Raw genomic sequence first — 25,239 nt, forward strand, 5'->3', positions numbered from 1 at the left:
AAGTTATTAATAACTCAGAGGAGAAATACTGGTCTTCCTTGTCAGTTTTAAATCCTGAAGCATGGCAGATTTTACCTGAAGCAGGAAGGAGAAGCTACGGTAGGTACCAAAAGGAACAAGATTCAGGCTCATTTGCCAGCAATGCAAATCTCTGGAAATAGCCAGGTTGGCGCCGGGAATAGATACTTTCTTAAATTCCTGAAATTGCAGCGGAAAATCGGCAGTTACTTTCCAGCGTTCTGTAAGGTTAAAGCCACCGCGAAAAATCAGATTGGGCGTAGGTGTCATTATACTTGAGGTACTTGTCGCGATAGTCGCATCATACCTTCTTACCACAGAAAGACCACCGGTTATAGAAAGGTTCCAGGGAATATTAAAATCATAATAGTTGTTATAACCGCCGTTGCTCAACAGCCTGTTGACCTCATCACTGTTTTTCTTTGCATCTTCCTGTTCCTGCTCATTCTTTTTATCGCCCTGAAAACTCATGCTGAAGCTAAGGTTGGCACTGTTTATCTGTGCAAGCCCTCTGCCCGCACCCAATAAATATTGTTTGGTTTGCCTGCCTCCCACATACACATAAGGCGTAAACAAAGCGCTTGCGCTGATATTTATCGTGTTCAGAATATTGGTACTGAAGCTCATGTTAATATTGGACAGATTACAGGAATCGGCAAACATGTTGTAGAATCCGTTAATCGAGAAGTTATCAATCAGGCTGACATTTTTTGTGGAAGCATTGCCTGCCGTATCCTTATTACGCACTTTTACCTGAAGGTTATTATCGAGTCCGAAGGTTATGGAACCCGCCGGATCGGGTGTGACTGGAGGGCCGCCCAAAGGACTGAAAGCATAAGGAGAGCTATAGGTCGTTCTGTCGTAAAAATCCTGCGTCTGGTATAAATAATTGAAAGGTGCATGTTTATAACCCGGAGTGTAGGAAAGACCTATCCTTGGCGTCATCACGTGGCGTATTCCCGCAATTTTTCCGCTCTTAAACATTTTCATACCATAAATACGTGTGGAAATTCCGGTACTCACACTTGTGCTTCTGCTCGTAAAGAAACCTGTTTTTAAAACGCTGTCAACGCTCCTGTCGGGCTGTGGGTATAAATAAAGCTGCTTGGTATTCCAGTATTCTGTGTATGGAATGGAAATATTCCAGTTGAAAAAACGAAACAAATTATAGGTTGCGGAAATGCTTGCCGTATGGTTAATGGCATTATCCATATCCTTAAACTTAATATTGTTCAAGCTGAAAAGGGAATCATAAGTATTGTATTCATTGATTCCGGAAACGGCATAGCTAACCGTTATTTTTTCATACCAACGCGGAGTTCCTGTCATTACTTTTCTCTGGAAAGGAGAAAATTGCCCGAGGTTGAAATTGACAGAAGGCAGGGTGATGGACAATGCACCTGAATTGGTGTTTTGGCTATGCCTTGCGGCTACCGTTAATGAATATGGTTTGTCCTGCCATGTTTTACCATAAGAGATGGAAGAAGCGTAACTATTTTGCACCTTACTGAGGTAATCTACCTGATTGATTCTGTTATAGGAAGAGGTACCAAAATTCACCGACGCACCAAAAGTGGTATTGGGGGTAGCTTTCGGGTCAACTGCATGTGACCAGACAACATTAAAGTCTCTTGTGCCGCCCGGTTGGCTTTCACCATAACTCGTGCTGCCCGCTGTAGTATAGCTATAATTTATCTGAAAGTTACCGTTGTAATGATAACGATTGGCATACTGAACATTGTTACGCGAAGCCCAGCTTCCTTTTGAGAAGAAATCGACATACGTTGCCCAGCCAAGATGGTCGCTGATAGCAAAATAGTAGCCCAGATTCTGCAGGCCGATACCTTTGTAATTATCGAGGTTATAGGTTGGCAAAATAAACCCCGAATGCTGCCCTTGTTTAATCGGGAACATGCCGAAGGGGAAAAATAAAGGCGTAGGTATATCCATTACCTCCAGATTTGCAGGGCCGGAAGCAATAACCCTGTCAGGAATTACTTTAATCCTCTTTGCCTGGATACCAAAATGCGGATGATCCAAATCGCAGGTGGTATAAACACTTTTGTAACCGAAAATAGAACCGTCGGCATTACGTTTTACTTGCTGGCTTATAACATAGCCGTCGCCGTATTTGGAGTGCGCATTCCTGACTATGGCACGTTTGCTCTGAAAATTATACCGCAAAGTGTCGTAAGTAAAAATCTGATCTCCCTGTTTAAATTCCTGAACCGATATTTTTTTACCGGCAGTATCTAAAACAGGAATCGCCCAAAGCATATTTTCTTTCTGATAAAAAACCAATACGCCCGATTTTATTTCCAGATCTTCGTAATTGGCTTTTGCATCGCCATACAGGTAAAAAATTTTATCTTTTACGTTTAAAACAGCCGAGTCTTTGGCGGTTGTATTTACCACAGAAGGCAATGCATCTTTTGCAATCTTAATGCCTAATTCTTTTTCCTTTGCTTCGACCGAGGCTTCTTTGGGGGTATTGGTACTATCTTTAGGAACGCCATCGAGGTTTCCGAGGCTAAGGCTGTCTCCGCTCAATGTAATTCCCTTGTCGGGAATGTTTACAGAATCTCTATGCTCCTTTTGCTCCTGCGCATGCAAATTTGTATTCATCCATAAAGAAAAGATGAATACAAAGAGTACTCGCAGGTTTTTTTTGAAATAGTAAATGGAATATCTAATAGAGCTGCTCATTTAACGGTGCAAAAGTATGTAGAGTTTTTTTAGCGTAAACAGTATTTTCTGAGGATTTTTTTGATAAAAAAATTAATTTGCAAGTTTTCCAACAATTAAACAGAGAAAAGGGTAAAATATTTTACGATTAGCAATAGATTTTAAAAAATCATCCAATAAACAAAAGAAAAGCGAATGATATCATTGAATGCACTGAGAAGAAGCCAGATCACATTAAAGATAAGTACAATTGCCCTTTCTTTCCTGATGTTTTCCGGAACTATAAATGCTCAGGCCACCAAGACATTAAAGACAATAGTTCTGGATGCGGGCCACGGCGGCAAAGACCCGGGCGCAAGGGGAAAATATTCGAACGAGAAGGATATTACGCTGGCGGTTGTATTAAGGCTTGGCAAGATATTGAAAGACAGCATGCCGCAGTTGAATGTGATTTATACCAGGAGGACAGATGATTTTATTGATCTGAAAGAGCGCGGGCCTATTGGTAACAGGGCAAATGGCGATTTTTTCCTGGCTATTCACGTAAATTCTACTGCAGGCAGAAGAGAGCAGATACAAGTAGGCACTAAAAAGGTAGGCAAGGGTAAAAAGAAAAGAACCGTACCGGTTTATAAAACAATCATTCATCGTGAAACTTCTACAAGCGGAACCGAAACGTATGTATTGGGTTTGAAACGTGCGAAGGATGAAAAAGAAAAAGCTATAGGCGAATATGCTGAAACCGTTACGGACGAACCCGGCTTGCTGGATAAAGATGATCCGATGACCTCTATTCTGATAGCACAGTATTCGCAGGCATTTTTAGGAAAAAGCGTAACATTTGGCGGGAAGCTACAGGCACAATACGCCGGAATAGGCCGTAATGATTTGGGTGTAAAACAAATGAGCCTTCAGGTTTTGGCAAATAGTACCATGCCGGGCGTTCTTACCGAAATCGGCTTCATTAATAATCCGGATGAGGAAGATTACCTGAATTCACAAGAAGGGCAGAATGAAATTGCAATGTGCTTATACAGGGCTATCAAATCTTATAAAGAATCGCTTGAGGGAAGAGGTAGATAAGATTCCCGTTTCTGATAATAAACCCCGTCAGCATTGAAGCTGACGGGGTTTATTTTATCCGGAAGGAAACATTATTCCTGATGTACATCGTCATCAGAAGCATTTTCATCTTTTGTCTGATCTTTTGAAAGGCCTTTCTTTAAAGGATCCCAGGAAATTTTCACATTACCTGCATCATCGTCTCTTGCACGCAGATAAAGTACAATACCTTTATTGAGTTTAGGGACTTTGCCTTGCGCAATCAGTTCTTTATCTTTTTCAGGATTACGTAATGGAAGCACAATGCTTATATCAGTGCCACGCTGGAAAGCATATACGCCTTCGGTGTGGATAATAGCAGCACTGGAAAGAATGGTCATCGGATTTATTTTGATTTTACCATCGTAAATCTCTAAATCGTTTTTCAGTTCGTCGAAAGTTACATGCGACAGGTTTCGTTTCTTAAAAATGAACTTTTGTATTGTTTCCAAAGGTTTGAAATTGTTAAGTTCGCCGTTCTTTAATTTAAAAGAAACCTTACCTGCCATCGACCTTTGACGTAAAGAGCCGTCTGCATTCAGCAGGCCTTTTACATTAATATCAGCAGATAAAGACCCTGCCAGGTTTTGCGGACTTAAAGTGGTTTGTCCGAAGTTATCAAAGGCATAAAACAATTTATCAATCTTCACATTGGTAATTGTTCCCTGTAATTGAAAGGGCGTCAGATTACCGGAAGTATTTGTAGTAACATTAGCCGAAAGGCTGCCACCTGCATGATTCAGGCTTACATTCTTAAAGCTCATTTCATTGTCGGTCAAAGTCACGTCTCCCAAAATATTTCCTGCAGAGAAATGATTATACTGCAGTTGCTTTACGTTGACATGCAATTGCATATTACTTTGTTGCAGCATAGTTGAAAATCCCTGCGAAATCCTGGCAGTCTTGTTATTATCCTGTTTCTGATTACTTTTTGGCGATTTCGCCTTCGGTGCAAGGAAAGATTTAAAATCATTGAGGTCTATATGGCTGCTGTTAACATTCCAGATAAAAGCAACTTTACCCGGATCAAGCAAATAAATATTCAGGAAATTACGAGCTATGCCCTGAATATTGAATGCGCTGTTTTTAGTGTACAAAGAAGTGTTGCTTAGCACTAAGTCCTGTCCCAGAAAATCAATATTGATATTGCATTTCTTAAAACTCAGGTTGCGGGGCCCATAGGTAAATGCAGCATCTTTCACTATGACATGTCCAAAAAGCGAATGCTGAAAATTATCAGTGCTTACAACGGGGCCATCGTATTTTATATTCAAATCGGCTGTACCCGATTCAAAACTGAATGTATTGCCTATTATGGAATTGAGATTTGTTACATCGAATTTAGATTTCATCCTTACTGTTATAAAAGGATTAATTAAACCGTACAAAGCAAATGAGTCTACCACAACCGGAATCTTCATGATTTCACCTTTAAATCCGGTAATGGTAACGGCAGAATTGTCATCCGTTTTACCTCTGTCCTTATAAACTAAATTGGTAAAATTACCTTTCAGTTTTGTGTCCAGAAATTTACCATAGCTTGTGCGCAACGCGTTATCTTCGGTTTGAAAATAAGCACGTACCAATGGCGTATCCGGATATTGAAAAGAACCGTTTATCATGACTTTGACGGCAATGTTTTTATCAAAATCAAAGCTGTCAAGTTTTGAAGCAATGCTGTCAGACAAATAAGAAACGCCTTCTTTAAAGCCGATGGAAGGTGCATCAATATCAAAAGAATAATCGATGGGTTTTGCGCCGAAATTGAACACAACACCGGCTTTTATTTTTGTGCCGTTTACTTTAATATATTGCTTAGGCAGCTGAAGGCTTTTCGTTTTGGTATTAAATTTAATATCCAAATCACCCTCCAAATCTTTTGATTTAAGAAAGCCGCCTTTCTCGAGATTGAAAGCCATCTGGTAAAAATGCACTCTTGTATCAGCTTTGATATTCCATATATCGCCATCGCGATGAATAACACCCTGAATGTCGCTTACACCAATCTTGAACTGTTTGTTCCTGTCATAAAAATCGTAAACAAACAATACGTTCTCTATGCCGAATTTATTTATGTCCGGCTGCTTGCCGCCTTTTTTATTGCTTTGCTTTTTCTTGGCATTAAAAAGATAGGCATTGCCGTAATTATAATCATGAAATAAATAAACGGTGCCGTCTTCGATTGTAACCTTATTTATTTCAGGATGCCTGGTAATAAGCGAAAATAAATTGAGGGAGATATAAACAGAACCAAGCTCCAGGGTGTTCTTCTTATGTTTGTAATATAAACTATCGCTTAATGTAACACCTTTTAAACGGACTGAAATACTCGGAAAATTTTGCAGCAGTGCGGGTTCTATATCATTAATATGAAAATTACCTTCCATGCTTTCGCTGACAGAAGTGGTAATTTTGGCTAAAATTTCTTTCTTGTGGTTATTGATATACCAGGATAAAACAAACCATGCAATTACAAGCAATATCAAAAACGACATCAATGTAATTATGATAACTTTTGCCCAGCGAGGCAAGCCTTTATATTTTTCTTTGCCTCTTATAAGCAGTTGCCTTTTATTGGCTGATGGCATAAAGTTTGGGGTTAATTACAAAGTAATTTAAGTAATATTCAGCATATAACGTCCGAAAAGCGCTTTTAGTTTGATAATAAATTTATTAGCTTAATCAAAACCACCTGTTTGTATATTTGCCTTATGCAAATTTCTATCACAAGAGCAACGACGGAAGATATTGTAATTATACAATCGCTGATACAGCAAATATGGAAACCTACATACCGGCATATCCTTTCTGAAGCACAAATGGATTATATGCTTGATATGATGTATTCTACCGAAGTATTGGAAGAGCAATTTAAAGAAGGCCATATTTTTCTATTGATTCTTCTTGAAGGAAAACCGGTTGGCTTCGCAGGTTATCAAAACAATTACAAACCTGACGGCGTTTGCAAACTGCACAAAATATATGTCCTGCCTGATATGCAGGGCATGCAACTGGGCAAAAAATTGTTTGAAACAGTGAAGGAGGAAACAACTAAAGCAGGCCAGCAAAAGCTGATACTAAATGTGAACAGGTATAATAAAGCTGCAGACTTTTACAAAAAACTGGGAATGCAAATAGCAGAGGAAGTAGATGTGGAAATAGGTAACGGTTACTTTATGAATGATTACGTAATGAGCATTGATTTGTAAAATAAAAGTATATTTATATTGCCGAGTGCATATTTGATATTATGTGTAAAAGCACTCAATAAATTATAATGACAGTAAGCGCATATCAGGCAAAATCTACAAATTCTTTATCTTTTGATTTAACAAAGGATGGCAAATTAATTGGTAAACTTTCTTACAAAAGTTGGTTTAAGTTTAATGCCGTAATAGAAATTACAAATAACCCAAACTACAAATTTGAACCGAAAGGCTTTTGGGGGACAACGATTGAACTTAAGGAGGGAGAGAAGGTGTTACTAAAATTCAAAATGAATTGGAATGGGGAAATTATAATACAAACTTATTTTAACAACCTTGAGAAGGATTACATTTTTAAACATAGAGGTATTTTTAAAGAATCATTCATACTTATAGATCAGGAAGGAAATGAACTTTTAGTTATGAAACCGAATCTGAAATGGAATAATATGAATTATGAATATCAGCTAACGTCATCTGACATCTTCGAGAATTTTTCTAATAAAGAAATATTATTGATGAGTTCATTACACTGCGCAAATTATTATATTTCATTAATGATGTCTTATCAATAATGACGCTGTAATGCTTTTCAGTTAAAACTATTATAGTTAAATTAAGCTGCGCCGGAAGAATTCTCGGCAAAAGATTCTTTAAGAATATTGGTGAAGTTGGATTCTACAAGATTAATAGCGCTTTCAATACTTGATTTAAAGGCTCTTGCGTTGGAAATCCCATGACCGATCAATACCGGGGCGTTAACGCCAAGAATCGGTGTTCCGCCGTAAATTTCGTAGTTAAACTGATCCAGGAATTCATCCTGAATCTTACGGCTGTCGGTGAAGATATTATAAATAGATTCGGCTACTTTCAAGGCAATATTTCCTGTAAATCCTTCGCAAACAATTACATCGCAATTGTCCAGAAAAAGATCACGACCTTCCACATTTCCTTTAAAATTAATACCGGAATGCTGCTTCAATAATGGATAAGTAGTTTGTGCAAGGATATTGCCTTTGCCCTCTTCTTCTCCCAAATTCAATAATCCTACTCTTGGATTTTCCAGTTTCAGAACATGCTTTGCATAAAGCGAGCCCATTACCGCAAATTGAACCAGATGTTCCGGCTTACAATCTGCATTGGCGCCTACGTCCAGCAAAAAGTTGAATTTACCGTCAAGTTTTGGGATAGGAGAAGCAATTGTCGGGCGAAGTACGCCGGGAATAGCTTTAACAGTGTACATGGCGCCTACTAACATGGCACCGGTGTTACCTGCGCTGAAGAAAGCATCAATTTTGCCCATTTGAAGTAACCCGAAACCAATAGCAATACTGGAATCTTGTTTCTCCTTTAAAGCTTTGGTAGGATGTTCGTGCATGTCGATAACCGTGGCAGCAGGAACTAATGTGAAATGGCTTTGATAGCCATCCAGTAATGAAAGATAAGGTGCTGCAATATCCGGACTGCCTATCAATACAAAATGCACACCGATTCCTGAATCGGAATGAGATGCCAAGTATGCCAGTACGCCTTTGATTGCTTCTTCGGGGGCGAAGTCACCACCCATAATATCAATCCCTATTTTCATTTAGTTACGCTAATGCCAGTTAAGGACAGAGAGGAAATTGCCGGCAAGTTATACAATATATATGGTTCCTGCGAACAAGACCATGCTTTTTATAACTTGCCGACTATTAAGTTTACGTTATTCTGCTGTTGATCCTGTTTCTTCTGCAGGAGTGTTGTCGATAACGACTTTACCTTTGTACACTAATTTTCCTTCGCTCCAATGCGCACGGTGACGTAAGTGAGCTTCTCCTGTTACTGCGTCTGTGCTGATAGTTGCAGCTACAGCTTTGTAATGCGTACGACGTTTAGCGCCTCTTTGCGCCGAATGGCGACGTTTAGGATTAGGCATAAAATATAATTAAAAATTAAAAAATAAAAATTCAGGTAATATTCAAATTCCAATAACCGGCTTTTCAATTTCCGGAAAAAGGAACGGATAATCTAATTCTTGTTCTCAGGTGTGTCTAAATCCTTGAATTTGTCCAGACCTGACCACAAAGTTTTTCTTACTTCTTCTCCACCACTCATTTTACTCAGCAATTTCAATGCTTCCGGATTACAACCTGACGTCCCGTCTGCCTTATCCGGATGAATATGCTGCAATGGCATACTCAACATGATAAATTCGTACACATAAGTTGAAACATCCAGAATGGTTTCGCTTCTTGGCACAAATACAATGTCAGCTTCGTCTTCATCTTCTCCGTTTTCTTCCTCGTGCTCTCCGGTAAATTTCACAATAAGGTCAAATTCATCCCAAAGGCGCATGGAAAAAGGATCTCCGCAACGGTCACAAGCCACATCCATCGAACCATCAATATCAAAGTGCAATTGCAAAAAGCCTGAATGTTTATCCAGTTTCAATACCACCGTTGCATCCAGGTTTTCAAAATCAGGATGTTCATGGCCCAATTCTTCGATTACTTTATCTGTAACCTCGAAACGGTATTCATGCAGCCCGTCTTTTAAACCTAACCAGGGAATCTCAAATTCACGATGAAACTTCATTAATAAAGCTTTTAGCGTTTCCGATTCAAAATATTATAACATCCTGCAAACCATTGCAGTCTATCCGTAAACTTAAATTCGGGCTGCAAAGGTAAGCGTTTTTATTGTTCTATCACATTTTAATTAGAAAATATTTTTCTTGATATCGTTAGAGAATTGAATTAAACACATAGAAACATAGGATTATAAATCAAGTAATTGATTATAATATTGATTTACAAACGTTTTTTGTCCATCTTTAAAAATATTAGCACAATTAAAATTTATTAAAATACCTTTTGGAGATTGCAGTAGTTTCATATAGGAGAGCAATTGCGCTTCAAATATATTCGACATCTCACCAACAGATTTTAATTCCACAACCAAACACTTTTCAATAAATAAGTCACATCTAAGATTCAGATTAATTGGTGTTTCTTTATATTTAAAAGGTATAAGTAATTCTGTTTGAAAATTTATATTTCTTTGTCTTAGTTCTACTATTAAGCATTGATGATAAATGCTTTCCAACAATCCTCTACCCATGGTTTTATGTACTTCAATGGCTGCACCAATTACAGAATACGTAAGTTCATCCAAATACTTTTTAGTAACCATTATACCAAGTTTTATATAAGACAGAGCGAAAGCTCTTACTACTGCGCCCCTACTCCTACCTAATCAAACTCATAAAAATCTATGTATCTATGTGTTCAATTAATACATGTTTTTATTTCTCCATAAATTGCAATGAACAAAAATTACATCATTTTATTTCGCTTTAATAAATAGCGATTCAAAACTTGCTCAACGGGTTCGCCCATATCGCAGGTTATCAGATCGATCCTGTTTTGCTGGCAGTGATTTTCAAGCCGTTTTCTGTAAGCTGTCATTTTTGAAATATAAGCTTCTTTAATATCAGTTGGATTGATTTTCAATACTTCATTGGTTTCCATATCCACAAATTCATAAGGACGGTTTTCAAAATCAAATTCCAGTTCCTTCTTGCCATCAACCACATGAAACAGAATAACTTCATGCTTATTGTAACGTAAATGTTGCAAAGCCGACAACAATGCCTCTCCATTTTCTGATGCATCGGGCATATCGCTGAATATAATTACCAGAGAACGCTGATGAATTCTGTCAGCCAACTGATGTAAAGCCGCAGCCGTATCCGTTTTCTTTCCCTGATTTTTTTGGTGCAATACTTTTTCGAGTTCCGTCATTAAGGTTCTGAAATGTCTTGAACTTGATTTTGCATTAGTCAGTTCATTTAGCCCTTCATCAAAAAAAGCCAAAGCCCCTGCATCCAGTTGTTTTTTAAAAAGATGAAGCAAACAAGCCGCCGCAACACAGGAATATTGAAGTTTTGTTGTTCCTGTTTCAGGAAAAAACATAGAAGCCGAAGTATCTAATGCTATATAACAACGTAGATTGGTTTCTTCTTCAAACTTCTTTACAAACATTTTATCATTCCGCCCATAAACTTTCCAATCCACATATTTCAGGTTATCGCCCTGATTGTACAACCTATGCTCTGCAAATTCTACTGAAAACCCATGAAAAGGGCTTTTATGAAGACCTATAATAAAACCTTCCACCACCTGACGGGCAATAAGCTCCAGATTCTCGATGGTGGATTGCTGAGGAATAATAGTCATGAAATAAAGGTAAGGAATTTTGGGCTTAGGGAACAAAAAGCATCCAACTTATAAAGTGAGCTTCTATTTAAAAGTGTTTTTAGAAGTTCATATATGGGTGTCAAGGGTTACTTGGTAAATGCCAACCGTTACAATCTACTGCCAACGGTTAACTCTACATTCTACAGAATCGTTACATACACCTGACCTTGACATCCATTTTAGTGAACTCGCTATCAAAGCCGAGGCCATATTTTTTGTTTAGTTCTTCGAGTCCATCCATTTGCTCATCGGTCAATTCATGCTTCTTCTTGTACTCTTCAAATTCTTCGCGTGACATTTTATGGAAGGTTTTCCTATGGTCTTCAAATTCCTCGAATAGAATTAAATACTTCATGAGTTATATATTAAAGTTGATAGGCTCTTTTCAGTAGCTGTAAAAAGTGACAGGAAACATTATATTTGTATAACAGGAATTATTATGAATTACGAAGAAAAGTTTTCAAAAGCTAAAGTAAAGGAATTGAAAAAATACCGCAGTAGAGGTATCAAGCTTTCAATCATTTATAGCATATTGGCTCTTTTAAGCATTATTGTTTTGTTCTTATTCTGTCACAATGAGGACCGTAATTGGTATATTATGTTAGTTATAATGCTGTATTTAGCTATGCTTGTTTTTGAATTTATAAGATACAAAATGGATTGTAAAAACGTGGAGATTAATCTTTGGGGAAGAATATAAAATATTGACTTACTCTTTTTCGAATTTTCTCAACCTCTCCTGTAAAAGCTTTATCTTATTTTCAAAATAACTCTTTTTGTTTGGGCACTTACAGTCTGCGGCTAATTCCTGTAGGGTAAAAAGTACTTTATATGGGTCAATAAATTCAATATCTGAAACTGCTACCTTCACACCTTTAAACACCCTTAAAAATTCTTCGGACGAATAAATGTGATGATTGTACTTAATCCAGCAACAAGGTTTCATTAGAAATAGTTAATCTACAAAGACATTTAGCAAATTTGAAAGTTCAAAAAAAACAATATTATGTGCATGACTGACCTAACTGTGTAATTTTCATATACCAATCTGCACGAAAATTACTATATTCGGATGTTGTTTATTAGTTTGATGCAAAAGTTAAGAATAACAAAAGGGCTCATAATGATAAGCCCTTTTGTTATATATAGCTGCGCCATGAGTAAAATATCTTAATTAACTTTCTTTCTTTTTTCTACTGCTGCACTTACAAGGCTCTATATTTAGCATTCTTCGTACTCTTCCTTATTGCCCAGTCTTCGTGCCCGATATTGTGTTGCCTGAAAAATCTATCATTGGCTGCTTCCTCTTCTTCCTCAGTAAGCTCATCATCTTTAGTGTCTTTACTTGTTGTTTTAAGTAAGATTGGGTCTTCGATAGGCTTGCAGAGCGGATTATCAAACTCTTCGAATAGGACTAAATATTTCATGGGTTATATATTAAGTTGTCAAGCTCTTTCTTATGGTGAGAATAAGAAGCAATGCATTAAGGGTTGCAGTAAAGCAATAATTTACTATTTTGCTGATTGAAAGACAATTACAATGTTCCCTACAAAAAAACGCATCTTATTTATTTGATGAAACTGTTACTTGTTAAGTCAAACCCCATTGAAGGTGTGACATTACTGGAGATTTTTGAGGCACAATATTCCGAAGATAGGAAAGTGTATCCAGTGAGTGTGGATGGTTATTATATGATGCTGGAGAAGTCCGAGGTAGGTTGGACAAAGAAGGGAATGGCTTTCTTGTTTCCTCCGGAGGTGATAGAATATATTATCGGGTTGCTTGAGAATTACGAGTTGAAAGGCAGCATTGATGAATCGGTTATTTGAAAGCACAAACCTTTCACAATAGATGCAATACGCAGGAACTTAATTGAAGCTGTCATGTTGTATTATGAACAGTTTCTTTTTCATAGAATGTTGACGTTTCGATTCAAAGGGTGCTTATTAGGCACCCTTTTGAATTTTCTATTGGAAAAATAAAATTGAATTATTAAGTTATTTATATTTGTAACACAAGTAGGGTCGGATTAGTGAGGAATCTACAATACATCAAGGGTTATGTCAGAAGAAAAAAATGTCCAATTAGAGTTATTGTATAATCAGTATCAGGATGTTCTCAGGAATGGAATGGTAGATGATGCGATTAAACATGGTCAGACATATTTTACGTTTCTTCATGGTGAAATGACCCAAGCAGATAAAGAACAACTACAGAACGATATATTGCTTTGCGCTGCCAAGAACAAAGGTGAATGATTTTATTTGTGATTTGTTTCACTTTAGCAATAGTTAATTTTAATACTTTTGTACTGCTTTAGCGGTCTTAGCGGTTAATTCTACTCCAGCGTTTTTCTAATCAAAGAGAAAGCCAATGTCTGGAGGGGTTGAAATAGACGTAGAGTCATTATATAATCGGTACCGTACTGCGATTAGAAATAATGATATAGAGGAAATCCTTAGAGTTGGTGAATTATATTTCAGTTCCCTGCACGATGGAGAAATGACTCATGAAGAGCGGGACCAGATACAAATGGATGTCTTAATGTGTGCTGTAAATAAAACTTCTCAATAATAGTCTTACTCACTTTTTAAGTAATTTTTTGGTTTCACTTATTGAATCCCGCATCCTTTGTTGAAGCTCGTCATTTTTCTTAGCTAAAGCTTTTCTTTTCTCAATCATATCCTTCAATGAAAGCTCTATACTGGGCTTCTTAATCTTTAGGTTCTTCTTATCATTCAAAGTCTTTGCTACAATGGACTGATAGACCTTAAAGCTACCGAGTGTGTTAATCATAACGCAAAGGTACTCCTAAATATACAATGAAGCAGCCCGAATTAATCAAATAATATCGGGCTGCTTGCTTACCTATTGTTAGTTGAATTATTCTTTTTGAACTTGTATGAATCCTCAATTCCTTTCCCTGTAAGCTTTAAGATATAATAGTCATTCTTAAAGCTGCTGAAATCCATCAACATGCCGTTGCCACCTTTTGAGGCTTTAAATGTTTCGTTGTGGACCATTCTTCCTGCAATATCGTAAACTTGACAAGTAACATCCGCTTCTGCCACTAAACTATAGTATCGGAACATTTCGGTGTTGGGCGGCATTAGGTAAATGCCAAATTGAAATTGTTTAAAGATTGAAATTAATTTTCAACTACGTAGATATTAATGAATGGATTTTTAATTAGTGAGAATACTGTGTCATCTTGGCCAAAAACAAAACTATATACTAATATGATTACAGTGAACAAGTCGAACATAATTATTTAAGTTAGACTTTTCCTGTAAGGATTAATATAGTTTGATTTCAAATTCCAAAGTTGTAATTTGATTATCCTTAATCGTTAAGAATATCAAGTTCTCTTTTTCGTTTTCGTATCCATACACATCAATGTTCACATAATTGTATTTTGTTGACTCTGAATATGGGTATAGGTTTTTTTCAGGTTTGGAGTAATTTGCTATAATTGCGCTGTTATGAAATTTTCCTTCAACTTTGTGCTTTTCATCGCCATTTTCCCAAGAAAGAACGATTGAGTCGCCATTAATATCCACCTTAACAGGTGACTGACCATAAGTGAATTCACTTCTATTATCAAATCTTGCTTTCGTTGAAAACAAACAATTACCAAGCTCACTAAAAAATTTATATTTCTGCTTTGCTGTTTTATTATATACCTCTTCAAGTTTTTCTTCAACCTCCAGTTGGTCTTTTAAATAGGATGATACTCTTGCTACATTAGTATCAACTATTTCATACGTTTCACATTGTTTTAAATAATCTTGTGCTTCTTCCATAAAGCCGCATTCAATTAACTTATATGCTATATTTGATGCAGCTAATGTACTCTCCGCTTTAAAGGCATTTTTGTAATTTTTAATTGCCTTCCCTTTCATGTTTAATTTTTCATAAGCTACGCCAGCATTATTTGAAGCACTTGAATTGTTATTATTAACCATTAATAATTTTTGGTATAAGAACAACGACAAATCAACAAAATTCTTGTCTATCTGTAAATATCTAAATGCTGAGTCAAACATTAATGATGTACTATTAGGTACCATTTCTAAAGCCTTCTGATATGCAAATGTCTCCAGTAAATCATTTCCTTCTTTTTTATAAAATAAAGCAATGCTTTTATATAACTCTGATTTAGAAGACTTGCTATTTATCGAATCTATATTTTCTAATAATATGGTTATAGATTTGTTTTTTTCGCCTTGCTCGAAGTAAATTGTTGACATTTCAGAAACAATTATTTGTTTAGCATTATCTTCTTTTGTCAGTTGTAATGAATGTGTAAGTAAAGATATCGCTTTAGTAAAGTCATTCGAATCTTTATAAAATCCACTCAAATAATACATTGCATAACTTTTTTGTTCATCATTATTTAAACCTGAAATATATTTTTCCAATTCTTCAAACGCAGTTGTATCTCCATGATGATATCTCCAATAATAACCCCACACCCTTGACTTATTGATTTTCTCTGGGTCACTTTCATCCAATGTTTGTTTTTCAACCAACTCATTAAAACGCTTAAAATCCCTCACTGACAAAAGGCCAAAGTATGAATTGCTACGGTCATCATCTGATTCGTCGACTATTGGAATCTTGTCTTCATTTAGTATCGCATTATCAATTTCAGTCATTTTCATTCTTGGTTGAACAGATACAGAAGATTCAACTGTTTCTACTGTTTTTTTACTTGCATGAACCTCTACTTCATGATTACCTGTTTTAACTCTTATTTGAGTAACTCTTGAAAGAGATTTCCATATTGTTTTCCATTTAATTATAAAAACAACGATGATGAAAGAAACAAGTAAAAATGGCCACTGTGCTCCTATTGTCTTGATAATTTCTATAGTATTTGTATTCATTCATCTTAAATTTTGAGGAGAAAATTATTTATTGTTATTTATTCGGATTATCTATTAGCTCTTGTATTTTATTCAATAAATTCTTTGCTTCTGTAGCGAAAAGTTCTTCATCTAAAAATTCTTGAAATAACCCAGTTTTTGAGTAATCCAATTGAGATTTAATAACATCATGATGGCCTTGCCATTTCAGCCATATGTATTGATTATTTAAATTTCGAAATTAGCTTTTCAATTGCTTTGAATTCCTGTGGTTGTAAAACATCTATATCATTTGAACTCGCAAGCATTACAGTATCTCTTAATTTTTCAATTCTTTTAAGCATAGGGATTATTACTTGTTTACCATGATTTACAAATTTGTGTAAATCTTCTTTACTTGATGGTAGCTTATATCCCATTTCCCCACTGCTGCTACTTGAAATTATTACTCCTTTATCTCTCAATTTTGCAATGACTTTTGTTCTAAAAGCATGCACGGTGAGTTGTGGTACTCTTCCAGCATTTAAGTGGCGCAACAGCTCATTAGTCGAAATGTACTTTTGCTTGCTGTAATTATTGAAGTAAAGAAGGAGCAATTTAGCACAGTTAACTTGGTCGATATCATCCTGCTTTTTAATCTCTTTGGATGCGATAAAATGATTAGCAGAATTGACAGCCATACTTGCTATTCTTTCATCAAAGGCAATATCCAAAGGAGTACTTGATAATTGATAGCTTGTAACTTCTTGAGGAAAGTGATTTATACTGGAAAGCCTTGGCCTAAGAATCTGTAAGAATTCTGTTCTATTATTACTCATATTATTTTCATCAAAACAATGGCCTAAAGTGCCTGCTATAATATCAGCTAATTGAATGAAATTACTGTTCTTACTACTTATGAATTCAAATTGGGACTTTGAAAATAAATCTCCTGTATGATTTGTTTGAACGTATTTCTTGAACTGCCTCATAAAGTCATTGGCTCCATGTTCATCCACTGCAAGTTTCAAATCTGGAAAATTCTTGAACAATTCACTGTAGACAAGACCATTCAGGAACTTGTAAAATGAAGCTTTATACTTAAACCCTTCCGAGTAAAGCTTTCTCTTATCAGCTACTACTGCATAAATACTGAAATCGAGAGCGACCAATTCTCTAAGAATTAATTTTCTTCTTTTATCGTTCTTACTTATTCCAGAGGACTTCATTTCTCCTGTTTGAAAATATTTCTTTCGAATTTCCTCCAGCTTGAGTTCTGTTTCTGATATATTTTCTTCGTTGAATATAACGCTTGCAACAATGAAGTGTGTCGTCTGACTTTCAAAATCAAAGGAATTATTCCCATACTCGTCCGCGAAAGCAACTTTATTATACATAGTAATGGATTTAAGCAAATATACATTTGATTTATTTCACTATCACAATATAGATTTCAACTTAATGTTCATAATTAAGTATGGATAAAGCATTAGCATAGTTGCTTTATTATTTTGATATATGTTTATGTTTTGTATTTTCACTTCAATAAAACCAAACATCACTTATGGACTCACTTCAAGATTTTTTTAAAGAATTTAAAAATCGGATAGCTAATCCTATTTTCTTCTCTTTCATTATTGCTTGGCTACTATGGAACTGGAAGGTCACTGTAGGCTTCCTGATGTATAATCAGGATACATTGAAGAATTACGGTTATTTCAATTACAGCTATTTGATTACTGAAAACGCATCATGGGAAAATTATTTCTATCATCCGTTATGTAGTGCATTATTTTATACAATTTTATTCCCCCCTATAAGAGTGGGTATAATAGCTTTTTTAAGTTGGATGGATAGAATCAATACGTGGTCAAAAAAGAAAATCATGAAGAACGCAACTGTACCAATGAGACGTTTTATGAAAGAAACGGAAAGAACAGATGGGCTTTCAAAAAAGCTTGAGGACTTATATACAAAGGATTCTGCTATTAAAGACGAAAATGATGATTTAAAAAGTAAACTTAATGATGAAATGAATATAAGTGCACAGCAAAGTACTCAATTAAGAAATTTTACTGAGGAAGTTCTTTCTCTGAATAACAATATTGGTGATTTGAAAAATAAACTCTTATTAAGTGAAGAGCGTATTCAGCTTTATTCAAAGCAATTTGACCAAACGTTAATTAATGGGGTATGGGAGATTGTTTACAAATGTAAAGAAGAGCCATCATTAAGAAACTTTTCAGGTGAAACTATTTCTGAACGAATTGTTGTAAGTATTAAGGATGGAAAATTTTATAATAAAATTCCATCTGGTTCAGAATTTATTTGGGCTTATATATTAGCCTTCAATTATAGTTATTTTGAAAAAACGGTCAACCTGACTCTGCGAATCAGTGAAGATAAATATATTCAGTATGATGAAGGTAAGTCAAGAATTTATTTTCAAACATTAACTATTCTCCACCATTTAGAGGATGGGCATATAGGAAAGATGACTGGAATTGATAGTGATTTATGTGATGTCAGTTATACGATGTTGGTGAATTAAACTATAAAATAACTTAAAGACAAACCACCTATGAATGCCGCAGAACGCCTTGTTGAAATCTATTATCGGCAAAAAAGATGCTTTACTATATCGGATGTAAAAGTATTATCTGGTAATAATCGCCAAATTGATTTGCTTGTCTATGACGGGAAAGAAAAATTACACTACCATGTTGAAGTAAGTGTTTCTCATGATATGAAGTGGGCACCTACACTTGACGATATTTATCATCGGATGCACTACAAGTTTTTTGGTGCAGTTAAGTTTGGTAAGGAAGATAATAAGAATAGTGATTCTGGGAGGGGTAAAACTTATTTGGAATCAATAAAAGCGACCTACAAAGATTACAATATCGATTATAAAGAAGTGGTAAGAGTTTATTGTGCGTGGTGTTTAAAAACAGAAAATGATTATGCTAACTTACCTAAATGGAAAGAAGAAATGGGTAAGTTGTTTGACTTGAAAGCTGATAAGTTCGAGATATTGTCATTAAAGAATGATGTTATTCCAAGCTTGTTCGAAAAGCCTGGGAAATCGAATTATGAGGATGAGCTACTTAGGTGTATAAGTCTCTTCGATGCATCAGGAGTATATCATCGACAGAATAATTTGCAATTATAGATTCAATCAGTAAAAATCAAGACATGAAAAAAATACAGACTTTATTGCAAATTCTAAAAGAAAAAAAATTGCAAGAACTATATACCGAAGCCACAGAAATAGGTGTTGAAGTTTTGAAGATAGTTGAGGATGTTGACATAGGTTATTTAAACACAGGTATAAAGACTCTGCTGTTACCAAACAAAATCAAAGAGTATTTTTTTATAAAGAAAATAACTCGCTTTATCAAGGAACTTGGCTCAATCCCAGATGATAAGAGAATAGAATTCATTATAAAGATGGAGGATGAAGAACTGGATTCCAAAGTGGGCGAAACAACCTTAATAATACTGGATAAGTTAGAGAGAGAAGAGAAGGCAACTTTATTGGGTAGATTGTTTAAAGCATACCTTGAGCAAAAAATTGATAAGGAAGACTTCTTGCGTATGAGCATTATGATAGAACGAGCTTTCTTAGAAGATTTAATTGAATTCGGGAAAAATCAACCAAGTATTTTTGGTCTAAAATCACAAACACGAATTAACCTATATGTTGTGGGATTGCTCAATCAAGTAATAGATGACCGTAAGGATTTTAATAACTATATTGAACGTAAAGCTAATGTCACATCTAACCATCCTCCTGTCTTTAAGTACAAAGTCAATGAATACGGAGAAATGATAAAGAAATATTGCTTTGAATAATTTTCAAATGATTTCATTATTGAAAAATGCAATATAAGGCTGTACTAATCAGAATTGAAATCTCGATTTATTGTTTTTTAAAAATAATATATAAATAGGTACATTTTTTTCCAAAAAAATTGTATCTTTGTGCTGTCACTGCCCAAAGGGTGATTGACTTGTCCACGCAAAGACTTGTTTGCGCTACGCACTTACGGAGTGCGTTTTTTATTTTTAACATGTGCTTGTGCCCGCTTTATAGGCTTTGAATCTATCATAGTAAGTTACTGCGCTGTCATCTTCAACACAGAATGCTGTAACAATTCGGGAATCTTCATCAATATCTCTCAAAACCACCATGAACTTTTTCGAAATGTGCCAAAAATGTTCTTTGCAAATACCATTATTATCCTGCCATTTATAATATAATATATCACTGCAAGGGTGTGCTTCAATAATAGGTTTAATCCAATGAATTTTCTCAGCTCTTTCACAGGTATAGAGCCTAAATTGACCTTCTCTTTTGGTAATAAGATGGGTGAAAGTTTCGCAATAGCAACTATACTGTGCTATTTTTGAATTTTTCATTATAACCTTTACTTTTTTTCCATTTAAAATGATTGGATTATCGATAAAATCTTCTCTAAAAATTTGATAAAGTTCATCTACTTGGTCTTTAGCAAATTGAGCATTTATTCCATCTATAAAATAAGGGGTCAAGTTAGATAGAGACATTAGAATTATTGCGGAATATGATTGAAAATATTAAATTTGTTTTCATAAGGGAAAGTTTGTAGAGTTAAATCTCTACCTAATTTTGATTCAAAATATTTAATAAATTCGATTTTTGCAGGATTTGCATTATCCTTCAAGTGTTCCTTTCTCAATTTATATGTGATTGCACCAACAAAAATATCAGAAAGTTGAATGCCGATACTATCAGATGATTGAATATGCTGAAACATGTCAAAAGGTGATGAGTGATTAAATTTCTCCGCAAGTACACTCTTAATGCCTTTAATTCTCATGCGTCCCTGAGTATCTTTAACGTCAATATATACATTGTAATTTTGATATATATCGTTTGTAGGTGTGACGATTAGCAAATAAATTAATTTAAAGTAGTATAATCCTTCATCACCATTATTAAATTTTTCATGATTAAGCACTTTTTTATCATTAATATAAATACATCTGAAGCTAATATTATTTTCAAAAAATAAATCAATTATTGATTTATAAAATTCTAATTTAGATATGGAAATAGATGTCCATTTAGGTTCAACAAAAAAATGATATTTTTTTTGGTTTTCTTTAAAAAGTGTTTTTATTTCCCCTAAATCTTGCTGGTCGATTTTGATGTATGCAATTGCCATGCAAGGGTGATTATCGTTTGCTAAATGGCAACTTTCATCTATATATAAATTTTTCAAAATTTTATTTTATTTTATTTGACAAGCAATCGATAAGATTCATTAACTTGTTGTTCTGTTCTTCAAGCCTTGCAATTGTTTCTTTATATATTTTTCTTTCCTCTTCTGCAATTCCATTATTTATTGTAATAGCATCGGAAACATTATGTACTGCGCTATTAGTAACCGTTCCAAAAAAATGATGGTCAGATAGGCTAATCAAATCCACTAAACTCAGTTTATATAAATCGGCTAATCGTCTTAGCCTGTCAATTTTTATCCCTTCACTGTTACGTTCCATTAATGAATACGTATTAGGGCTGATTTCAAGTACATCTGCAACATATTGTTGAGTGTAATTATGAGCCTCCCTTAAAATTTTTAATTTTTCTGATATATCCATGTACGCAAGATAATTAAAATTGCAATTTTATAGGAATATTCCGCAGGTTTTTGAGGAATGTTCCTATTTATTGATGAAGCTAAATAAAAGCTCAGATATAGTTTTGTGAAGTAAAATTCACCAAAACTATAAGTACATGAAAACATTCGTTGCAAGCCGAATCTCCGCAGGTAACAGGCTATTCCCAGATAAAGTTACTGTCGAAGACAATGGTATAACACTTAGAACACCAAACCTATTTGGTGGCAAAGAGAAAATGCTATTATACCGTCAAATCAATTCGGTTGAAACAAGCAACCCATTGGTAGGATTCTCCAGTATCAAATTTAAGACCAACAACTTTGATACAATCGAATGTAAGGGTTTCACAAAGGATGAAACAGATGAAATCAAGCGTCTGGTAAACATAGGTATCAATAATGCTTTTGGCTCAGGAAATGGGTCAATTTCAAGAGATAATGAAGTAAGTGATAATAGGGTCAGTCTTGAACGAGAACGGCTTGAAATCGACAAGAAAAGGCTTCGTGAAGAACGGGCTGATAAACTCAGGCAAGAAGGAAGACCTATACATGCTTTGATGGTTGAATATTCCGAAACACTATCAATAGTTGGTGGCGTATTACTTATTTTATTTTTCATTTCTCTTTCTCGTTGCAAATAAAACTACTTCCCATGAAAATCCTATTTACAATAATAATCTCTTTCTTGTTTGCATTTGCAGGCAACGCTCAATGTAACTATTATCAATTTCCACAAGATACATCTGTATGTGGAAATACTGCTACGTTTACATATCCAAATTTGATTCCGTTTAGGAGATTTCCATTCGTGGGTAACTTTGGCTCTAATAACGCTAATTTATCAGTTTATTTTGGTGTTGGAACCACAGGTAATACGTTTACTATAACGAATACTACTGGTGGTAACTTTGATACGACTATTGTTTATCGTATTGATGCAGTTGACTGTTCCCCGTGGGTAGGTTTCATGAACATACACTTTCAGTCAAACACAACTCCATTAAATATCGTTAATCAGGTTGGGCCATGTAATGAAGTGGCAATGTTGATGGTTTCGAATTCGGGAGGAGCAACACCATCGTGGTCTAAACTGGTAGGTTCAACCTATGTTCCAGTTGGTACTATTACAAGTTATACCGCAACCACAACAGGTTCTTATAAAGCAACTATTAATACAGAAAATGGTTGTCCTGCTTCTGGTATTATTAATATTACTTCTCTTGGAAGCCCAAAGAAATATCTTCATGATACAGCATATTGTCAAACAGTAGGCCAGCCAAACTTCTCCATTGTAGATGGCCAAAACACGTTCTGTAGCTATCTATGGAACAATACCAATACAGGTGATGAATGGGTCATTAATCCAAACACATATATGACTGGAGTAGGAACTGCGTGGGTAACTATTACGAACACTGCTGGTTGCGTCACCAAAGACACTATTAATTGGCAAGCATGGAACCTACCAAATCCTTTATTGAACAGCGGAGTTTATATGTGTAATGGTAGTGCGGTTACATTATATGATAGCAGTACCAATAACTATAACCATACATGGAGTTATGGTGGAACATATATTGGTGGTAGCAATTCAGTAGATGTGCATCAAACAGGAACCTATCATGTCTTTACAACAACAGAACATGGCTGTTCAGCAGATAATGATGTTTACGTGTTGGAATCAGACGCAGTTGATGTTGCAGGATTCAGTTTTGTACCACAACAACCATATTCAGCCCGTCAGATATATTTCCATGCATTAGATGTTGAAAATGTAATGGACTATCTATGGGATTTTGGTGATGGTACGACATCGAATCAGGTTACACCAAAACACACATTTACTGGTGCTGATAGTTCTCTTATTACATTGACCGTAAGCAATCCGAATCTAAATGGAGACTGCAAGACGAAGACCATATCACAGATGATATCAACTATTAAAAATTCAACACCACCAACTGGTATTAATGAATTGGGAAATCCTGCTTACCTAACTATTTATCCTAATCCGACAACTGGTATGATTCACATCAGTGGTGATTTTATTGAAGCATCGATAATGAGCATTAACGGAACTGTCATCAAGAGTTCAAAAGGAGATATTGATGTATCAATGCTTAATGGTGGTCTGTATATTCTAAAAATAGAAACAACAGAAGGATATGTTTATCATAAAATAATTAAAGATTAATTGCTGTGAAATAATAAAGTTGAAGTTATTTGCCTACTCAAATTATTTTATCTTTGATAATAAAAATAGAAACTATGAAAATAGCAATTTGTGTAGCATTCGGCTTAATTACAATTGTTCTCCTTTATATGTGTTATACGAGCCCTGATTTTTTTAAATCAATAGGTGCTGTAGTAGCAGGTATAATTTCTGCTTTTTCTGGTGGGATGTCCTATGAACATACGGTCATGAAACAAAAAAGTGGAAGCAACTCCACTTTATATCAGTCAAAAGGTAACATAACAATAAACTAAATCACATTATGAAGCAGAATTCGGGGGATTATTCAAATCCCGTTCAAGCTGGAAGAGACGTGATTTTCAATGGCCTATCTTACACTGACCAGCGTGACATGATGAAAGATATTTCGTTAGCTGTATTTAAAGATAATTATCTTGTTTTGCGTGATGAACTTCTATTATTAGTTAATAATAGAGTTGAAGAATTCCTTGAGAGTTTCTTTAATAAAATGATTGAAAACAAAATAGATATAGCGCAGTTGAATACTGTAGAAATGCAAAACGATTTGTATCAAGCACAGAAATTATATGCTACGAAAGGTGATAACTATCTAAAAGAAGAGCTCAACAGTGCATTAATTGAAAAAATGAAGAGTAATAATAGGCTTATTGATATGGTTATCTCCGAGTCCATAAAAACTCTTGAGAAACTGACATTACAACAACTCGATGTGCTTACTATTGTTTTCTTGATGAAATATTATGTTTTTGGAGAAACTACAACAATCGAAGATTTGTGCTTGGATATTGGATTTGCGTTTAACCCTTTTTTGGAAGGTCAAATAAAGAACATAGGAGATTATCAACATTTGGAATTTACTGGTTGTGTCAAATATGTTGATGGTTATAAACCTATATGGTATACATTTTTAGAGAATAGTCCTAAAATAGTTAAGCAATATAGCTTAGGCCAAACAATGAATATGACCATGATGGGTGGAGCAAGACCAGATATATTTCTTACATCTAAAGAAGGACCCTTTATTGAAGACATTAACAACCTGATTCCTTGGTTTGCAGAATTGGTTAAGTTTTGGTATGAATCTCCAATGAAAAATATACAACTTACTTCGGTCGGAATTTGCATTGCTGTTAATCATTTAAACATAAAAACCTCCAATAGACTTAATATTGATTTAGAAGGCTTATTGACAAAAACAACTTCAAGTTGGATGTATAATTATTGATAGTTTCCCAAATAAGCTAATAACTATATTGT

General features: G+C 35.1%; 29 protein-coding genes. 13 read left to right on the forward strand and 16 right to left on the reverse strand.

All coding sequences use genetic code 11. The features are described 5' to 3' along the window. Positions 1-6: 6 nt before the first annotated feature. Positions 7-2,643 carry a putative LPS assembly protein LptD gene (locus tag F0919_RS04955; RefSeq protein ID WP_150031600.1) on the reverse strand — a complete coding sequence of 879 codons (2,637 nt, stop codon included), beginning with the start codon at positions 2,641-2,643 and terminating at the stop codon, positions 7-9. A gap of 255 nt (positions 2,644-2,898) precedes the next feature. Here F0919_RS04955 and F0919_RS04960 point away from each other — a divergent pair, with 255 nt between their 5' ends. Beyond that, on the forward strand, positions 2,899-3,786 hold the full coding sequence (locus F0919_RS04960; protein ID WP_150031601.1) for an N-acetylmuramoyl-L-alanine amidase family protein: 888 nt from the start codon (positions 2,899-2,901) through the stop codon (positions 3,784-3,786). A 71-nt stretch (positions 3,787-3,857) separates the two neighbouring features. Here the strand turns inward: F0919_RS04960 and F0919_RS04965 are convergent, their stop codons facing one another. After that, positions 3,858-6,392: an AsmA family protein gene (locus F0919_RS04965; RefSeq protein WP_150031602.1), complete on the reverse strand. Its 2,535-nt coding sequence runs from the start codon at positions 6,390-6,392 to the stop codon at positions 3,858-3,860. A 123-nt stretch (positions 6,393-6,515) separates the two neighbouring features. Here F0919_RS04965 and F0919_RS04970 point away from each other — a divergent pair, with 123 nt between their 5' ends. Then, positions 6,516-7,013 carry a GNAT family N-acetyltransferase gene (locus tag F0919_RS04970; RefSeq protein WP_150031603.1) on the forward strand — a complete coding sequence of 166 codons (498 nt, stop codon included), beginning with the start codon at positions 6,516-6,518 and terminating at the stop codon, positions 7,011-7,013. 68 nt (positions 7,014-7,081) lie between these two features. Beyond that, a complete protein-coding gene (locus F0919_RS04975; RefSeq protein ID WP_150031604.1) occupies positions 7,082-7,585 on the forward strand; it encodes a hypothetical protein in 504 nt (167 codons plus the stop codon). Between the two features lie 41 nt (positions 7,586-7,626). On the opposite strand, the gene plsX is transcribed toward F0919_RS04975, so the two are convergent. The 7 genes from plsX to F0919_RS05010 form a co-directional block, all read right to left on the reverse strand. Continuing rightward, positions 7,627-8,598: a phosphate acyltransferase PlsX gene (gene plsX, locus F0919_RS04980; protein WP_150031605.1), complete on the reverse strand. Its 972-nt coding sequence runs from the start codon at positions 8,596-8,598 to the stop codon at positions 7,627-7,629. Positions 8,599-8,715: 117 nt separating this feature from the next. Further along, complete coding sequence (rpmF, locus tag F0919_RS04985; protein ID WP_150031606.1) at positions 8,716-8,928, reverse strand: 50S ribosomal protein L32; 213 nt, start codon at positions 8,926-8,928, stop codon at positions 8,716-8,718. Positions 8,929-9,020: 92 nt separating this feature from the next. Next, positions 9,021-9,587, reverse strand: coding sequence for a YceD family protein (locus F0919_RS04990; RefSeq protein WP_150031607.1), 567 nt, complete (start codon positions 9,585-9,587; stop codon positions 9,021-9,023). Between the two features lie 183 nt (positions 9,588-9,770). Then, positions 9,771-10,184, reverse strand: coding sequence for a GxxExxY protein (locus tag F0919_RS04995; RefSeq protein WP_190277266.1), 414 nt, complete (start codon positions 10,182-10,184; stop codon positions 9,771-9,773). 143 nt (positions 10,185-10,327) lie between these two features. Then, entirely contained in the window at positions 10,328-11,230 is a 903-nt protein-coding gene (locus F0919_RS05000) for a DUF58 domain-containing protein (protein ID WP_150031609.1), read from the reverse strand. 172 nt (positions 11,231-11,402) lie between these two features. After that, complete coding sequence (locus tag F0919_RS05005; protein ID WP_216629368.1) at positions 11,403-11,549, reverse strand: hypothetical protein; 147 nt, start codon at positions 11,547-11,549, stop codon at positions 11,403-11,405. 907 nt (positions 11,550-12,456) lie between these two features. Beyond that, on the reverse strand, positions 12,457-12,678 hold the full coding sequence (locus tag F0919_RS05010) for a hypothetical protein (RefSeq protein ID WP_150031611.1): 222 nt from the start codon (positions 12,676-12,678) through the stop codon (positions 12,457-12,459). 147 nt (positions 12,679-12,825) lie between these two features. Here F0919_RS05010 and F0919_RS05015 point away from each other — a divergent pair, with 147 nt between their 5' ends. The 3 genes from F0919_RS05015 (at position 12,826) to F0919_RS05025 (ending at position 13,825) form a co-directional block, all read left to right on the forward strand. Next, positions 12,826-13,080 carry a hypothetical protein gene (locus F0919_RS05015; RefSeq protein WP_150031612.1) on the forward strand — a complete coding sequence of 85 codons (255 nt, stop codon included), beginning with the start codon at positions 12,826-12,828 and terminating at the stop codon, positions 13,078-13,080. Between the two features lie 231 nt (positions 13,081-13,311). Further along, complete coding sequence (locus tag F0919_RS05020; RefSeq protein WP_150031613.1) at positions 13,312-13,509, forward strand: hypothetical protein; 198 nt, start codon at positions 13,312-13,314, stop codon at positions 13,507-13,509. A 115-nt stretch (positions 13,510-13,624) separates the two neighbouring features. Beyond that, positions 13,625-13,825 (forward strand): hypothetical protein, encoded by a 201-nt coding sequence (locus F0919_RS05025; RefSeq protein ID WP_150031614.1) that lies wholly within the window; start codon positions 13,625-13,627, stop codon positions 13,823-13,825. Between the two features lie 9 nt (positions 13,826-13,834). Here the strand turns inward: F0919_RS05025 and F0919_RS05030 are convergent, their stop codons facing one another. The 4 genes from F0919_RS05030 to F0919_RS05045 form a co-directional block, all read right to left on the reverse strand. Further along, a complete protein-coding gene (locus F0919_RS05030; RefSeq protein WP_150031615.1) occupies positions 13,835-14,047 on the reverse strand; it encodes a hypothetical protein in 213 nt (70 codons plus the stop codon). 68 nt (positions 14,048-14,115) lie between these two features. Next, positions 14,116-14,343, reverse strand: a complete 228-nt coding sequence (locus F0919_RS05035) for a hypothetical protein (RefSeq protein ID WP_150031616.1) — start codon at positions 14,341-14,343, stop codon at positions 14,116-14,118. Positions 14,344-14,547: 204 nt separating this feature from the next. Then, positions 14,548-16,140 carry a tetratricopeptide repeat protein gene (locus F0919_RS05040; protein ID WP_150031617.1) on the reverse strand — a complete coding sequence of 531 codons (1,593 nt, stop codon included), beginning with the start codon at positions 16,138-16,140 and terminating at the stop codon, positions 14,548-14,550. 203 nt (positions 16,141-16,343) lie between these two features. After that, complete coding sequence (locus F0919_RS05045) at positions 16,344-17,495, reverse strand: DUF3800 domain-containing protein (RefSeq protein WP_150031618.1); 1,152 nt, start codon at positions 17,493-17,495, stop codon at positions 16,344-16,346. Between the two features lie 167 nt (positions 17,496-17,662). Here F0919_RS05045 and F0919_RS05050 point away from each other — a divergent pair, with 167 nt between their 5' ends. Genes F0919_RS05050 through F0919_RS05060 form a run of 3 tightly spaced genes read left to right on the forward strand, consistent with a single transcriptional unit; the run spans position 17,663 to position 19,953 of the window. After that, positions 17,663-18,649: a hypothetical protein gene (locus F0919_RS05050; protein ID WP_150031619.1), complete on the forward strand. Its 987-nt coding sequence runs from the start codon at positions 17,663-17,665 to the stop codon at positions 18,647-18,649. A 30-nt stretch (positions 18,650-18,679) separates the two neighbouring features. After that, complete coding sequence (locus tag F0919_RS05055) at positions 18,680-19,270, forward strand: hypothetical protein (RefSeq protein ID WP_150031620.1); 591 nt, start codon at positions 18,680-18,682, stop codon at positions 19,268-19,270. A 23-nt stretch (positions 19,271-19,293) separates the two neighbouring features. Further along, positions 19,294-19,953, forward strand: a complete 660-nt coding sequence (locus F0919_RS05060; protein WP_150031621.1) for a hypothetical protein — start codon at positions 19,294-19,296, stop codon at positions 19,951-19,953. Between the two features lie 213 nt (positions 19,954-20,166). On the opposite strand, the gene F0919_RS05065 is transcribed toward F0919_RS05060, so the two are convergent. Genes F0919_RS05065 through F0919_RS05075 form a run of 3 tightly spaced genes read right to left on the reverse strand, consistent with a single transcriptional unit; the run spans position 20,167 to position 21,747 of the window. Continuing rightward, a complete protein-coding gene (locus F0919_RS05065) occupies positions 20,167-20,667 on the reverse strand; it encodes a hypothetical protein (RefSeq protein ID WP_150031622.1) in 501 nt (166 codons plus the stop codon). 5 nt (positions 20,668-20,672) lie between these two features. Continuing rightward, a complete protein-coding gene (locus F0919_RS05070; protein WP_190277268.1) occupies positions 20,673-21,365 on the reverse strand; it encodes a DUF3800 domain-containing protein in 693 nt (230 codons plus the stop codon). A gap of 4 nt (positions 21,366-21,369) precedes the next feature. Beyond that, positions 21,370-21,747, reverse strand: a complete 378-nt coding sequence (locus F0919_RS05075) for a helix-turn-helix domain-containing protein (RefSeq protein ID WP_150031624.1) — start codon at positions 21,745-21,747, stop codon at positions 21,370-21,372. Between the two features lie 136 nt (positions 21,748-21,883). On the opposite strand from F0919_RS05075, the gene F0919_RS05080 reads away from it, so the two are divergent. The 4 genes from F0919_RS05080 to F0919_RS05095 all read left to right on the forward strand — a co-directional run bounded on the left by F0919_RS05080 (position 21,884) and on the right by F0919_RS05095 (position 25,207). Continuing rightward, positions 21,884-22,408, forward strand: a complete 525-nt coding sequence (locus F0919_RS05080) for a hypothetical protein (protein WP_150031625.1) — start codon at positions 21,884-21,886, stop codon at positions 22,406-22,408. 11 nt (positions 22,409-22,419) lie between these two features. Continuing rightward, the gene (locus F0919_RS05085) at positions 22,420-23,961 is read left to right on the forward strand and encodes a T9SS type A sorting domain-containing protein (RefSeq protein WP_150031626.1); all 1,542 of its coding nucleotides are present in this window, start codon (positions 22,420-22,422) and stop codon (positions 23,959-23,961) included. A gap of 74 nt (positions 23,962-24,035) precedes the next feature. Continuing rightward, positions 24,036-24,254: a hypothetical protein gene (locus F0919_RS05090; RefSeq protein WP_150031627.1), complete on the forward strand. Its 219-nt coding sequence runs from the start codon at positions 24,036-24,038 to the stop codon at positions 24,252-24,254. Between the two features lie 8 nt (positions 24,255-24,262). Further along, a complete protein-coding gene (locus tag F0919_RS05095) occupies positions 24,263-25,207 on the forward strand; it encodes an LPO_1073/Vpar_1526 family protein (RefSeq protein ID WP_150031628.1) in 945 nt (314 codons plus the stop codon). Positions 25,208-25,239 lie beyond the last annotated feature (32 nt).

It is taken from the genome of Taibaiella lutea, assembly GCF_008629695.1.
In the GTDB taxonomy this organism is placed as follows: domain Bacteria; phylum Bacteroidota; class Bacteroidia; order Chitinophagales; family Chitinophagaceae; genus Taibaiella; species Taibaiella lutea.

Coding starts and splice junctions, on each gene's coding strand:
- F0919_RS05075 (WP_150031624.1), bottom strand. CDS start 21,747: ATGGATATATCAGAAAAATTAAAAATTTTAAGGGAGGCTCATAATTAC.
- F0919_RS05035 (WP_150031616.1), bottom strand. CDS start 14,343: ATGTTCCGATACTATAGTTTAGTGGCAGAAGCGGATGTTACTTGTCAA.
- F0919_RS04990 (WP_150031607.1), bottom strand. CDS start 9,587: ATGAAGTTTCATCGTGAATTTGAGATTCCCTGGTTAGGTTTAAAAGAC.
- F0919_RS05005 (WP_216629368.1), bottom strand. CDS start 11,549: ATGTCACGCGAAGAATTTGAAGAGTACAAGAAGAAGCATGAATTGACC.
- F0919_RS05080 (WP_150031625.1), top strand. CDS start 21,884: ATGAAAACATTCGTTGCAAGCCGAATCTCCGCAGGTAACAGGCTATTC.
- F0919_RS05045 (WP_150031618.1), bottom strand. CDS start 17,495: ATGTATAATAAAGTTGCTTTCGCGGACGAGTATGGGAATAATTCCTTT.
- F0919_RS04970 (WP_150031603.1), top strand. CDS start 6,516: ATGCAAATTTCTATCACAAGAGCAACGACGGAAGATATTGTAATTATA.
- F0919_RS04975 (WP_150031604.1), top strand. CDS start 7,082: ATGACAGTAAGCGCATATCAGGCAAAATCTACAAATTCTTTATCTTTT.
- F0919_RS05050 (WP_150031619.1), top strand. CDS start 17,663: ATGGACTCACTTCAAGATTTTTTTAAAGAATTTAAAAATCGGATAGCT.
- F0919_RS05085 (WP_150031626.1), top strand. CDS start 22,420: ATGAAAATCCTATTTACAATAATAATCTCTTTCTTGTTTGCATTTGCA.
- F0919_RS04960 (WP_150031601.1), top strand. CDS start 2,899: ATGATATCATTGAATGCACTGAGAAGAAGCCAGATCACATTAAAGATA.
- F0919_RS05065 (WP_150031622.1), bottom strand. CDS start 20,667: ATGTCTCTATCTAACTTGACCCCTTATTTTATAGATGGAATAAATGCT.
- plsX (WP_150031605.1), bottom strand. CDS start 8,598: ATGAAAATAGGGATTGATATTATGGGTGGTGACTTCGCCCCCGAAGAA.
- F0919_RS05040 (WP_150031617.1), bottom strand. CDS start 16,140: ATGAATACAAATACTATAGAAATTATCAAGACAATAGGAGCACAGTGG.
- F0919_RS05020 (WP_150031613.1), top strand. CDS start 13,312: ATGTCAGAAGAAAAAAATGTCCAATTAGAGTTATTGTATAATCAGTAT.
- F0919_RS05000 (WP_150031609.1), bottom strand. CDS start 11,230: ATGACTATTATTCCTCAGCAATCCACCATCGAGAATCTGGAGCTTATT.
- F0919_RS05030 (WP_150031615.1), bottom strand. CDS start 14,047: ATGATTAACACACTCGGTAGCTTTAAGGTCTATCAGTCCATTGTAGCA.
- F0919_RS05095 (WP_150031628.1), top strand. CDS start 24,263: ATGAAGCAGAATTCGGGGGATTATTCAAATCCCGTTCAAGCTGGAAGA.
- F0919_RS05090 (WP_150031627.1), top strand. CDS start 24,036: ATGAAAATAGCAATTTGTGTAGCATTCGGCTTAATTACAATTGTTCTC.
- F0919_RS05025 (WP_150031614.1), top strand. CDS start 13,625: ATGTCTGGAGGGGTTGAAATAGACGTAGAGTCATTATATAATCGGTAC.
- F0919_RS05015 (WP_150031612.1), top strand. CDS start 12,826: ATGAAACTGTTACTTGTTAAGTCAAACCCCATTGAAGGTGTGACATTA.
- F0919_RS05010 (WP_150031611.1), bottom strand. CDS start 12,678: ATGAAATATTTAGTCCTATTCGAAGAGTTTGATAATCCGCTCTGCAAG.
- F0919_RS05060 (WP_150031621.1), top strand. CDS start 19,294: ATGAAAAAAATACAGACTTTATTGCAAATTCTAAAAGAAAAAAAATTG.
- F0919_RS04995 (WP_190277266.1), bottom strand. CDS start 10,184: ATGGTTACTAAAAAGTATTTGGATGAACTTACGTATTCTGTAATTGGT.
- F0919_RS04955 (WP_150031600.1), bottom strand. CDS start 2,643: ATGAATACAAATTTGCATGCGCAGGAGCAAAAGGAGCATAGAGATTCT.
- F0919_RS05055 (WP_150031620.1), top strand. CDS start 18,680: ATGAATGCCGCAGAACGCCTTGTTGAAATCTATTATCGGCAAAAAAGA.
- rpmF (WP_150031606.1), bottom strand. CDS start 8,928: ATGCCTAATCCTAAACGTCGCCATTCGGCGCAAAGAGGCGCTAAACGT.
- F0919_RS04965 (WP_150031602.1), bottom strand. CDS start 6,392: ATGCCATCAGCCAATAAAAGGCAACTGCTTATAAGAGGCAAAGAAAAA.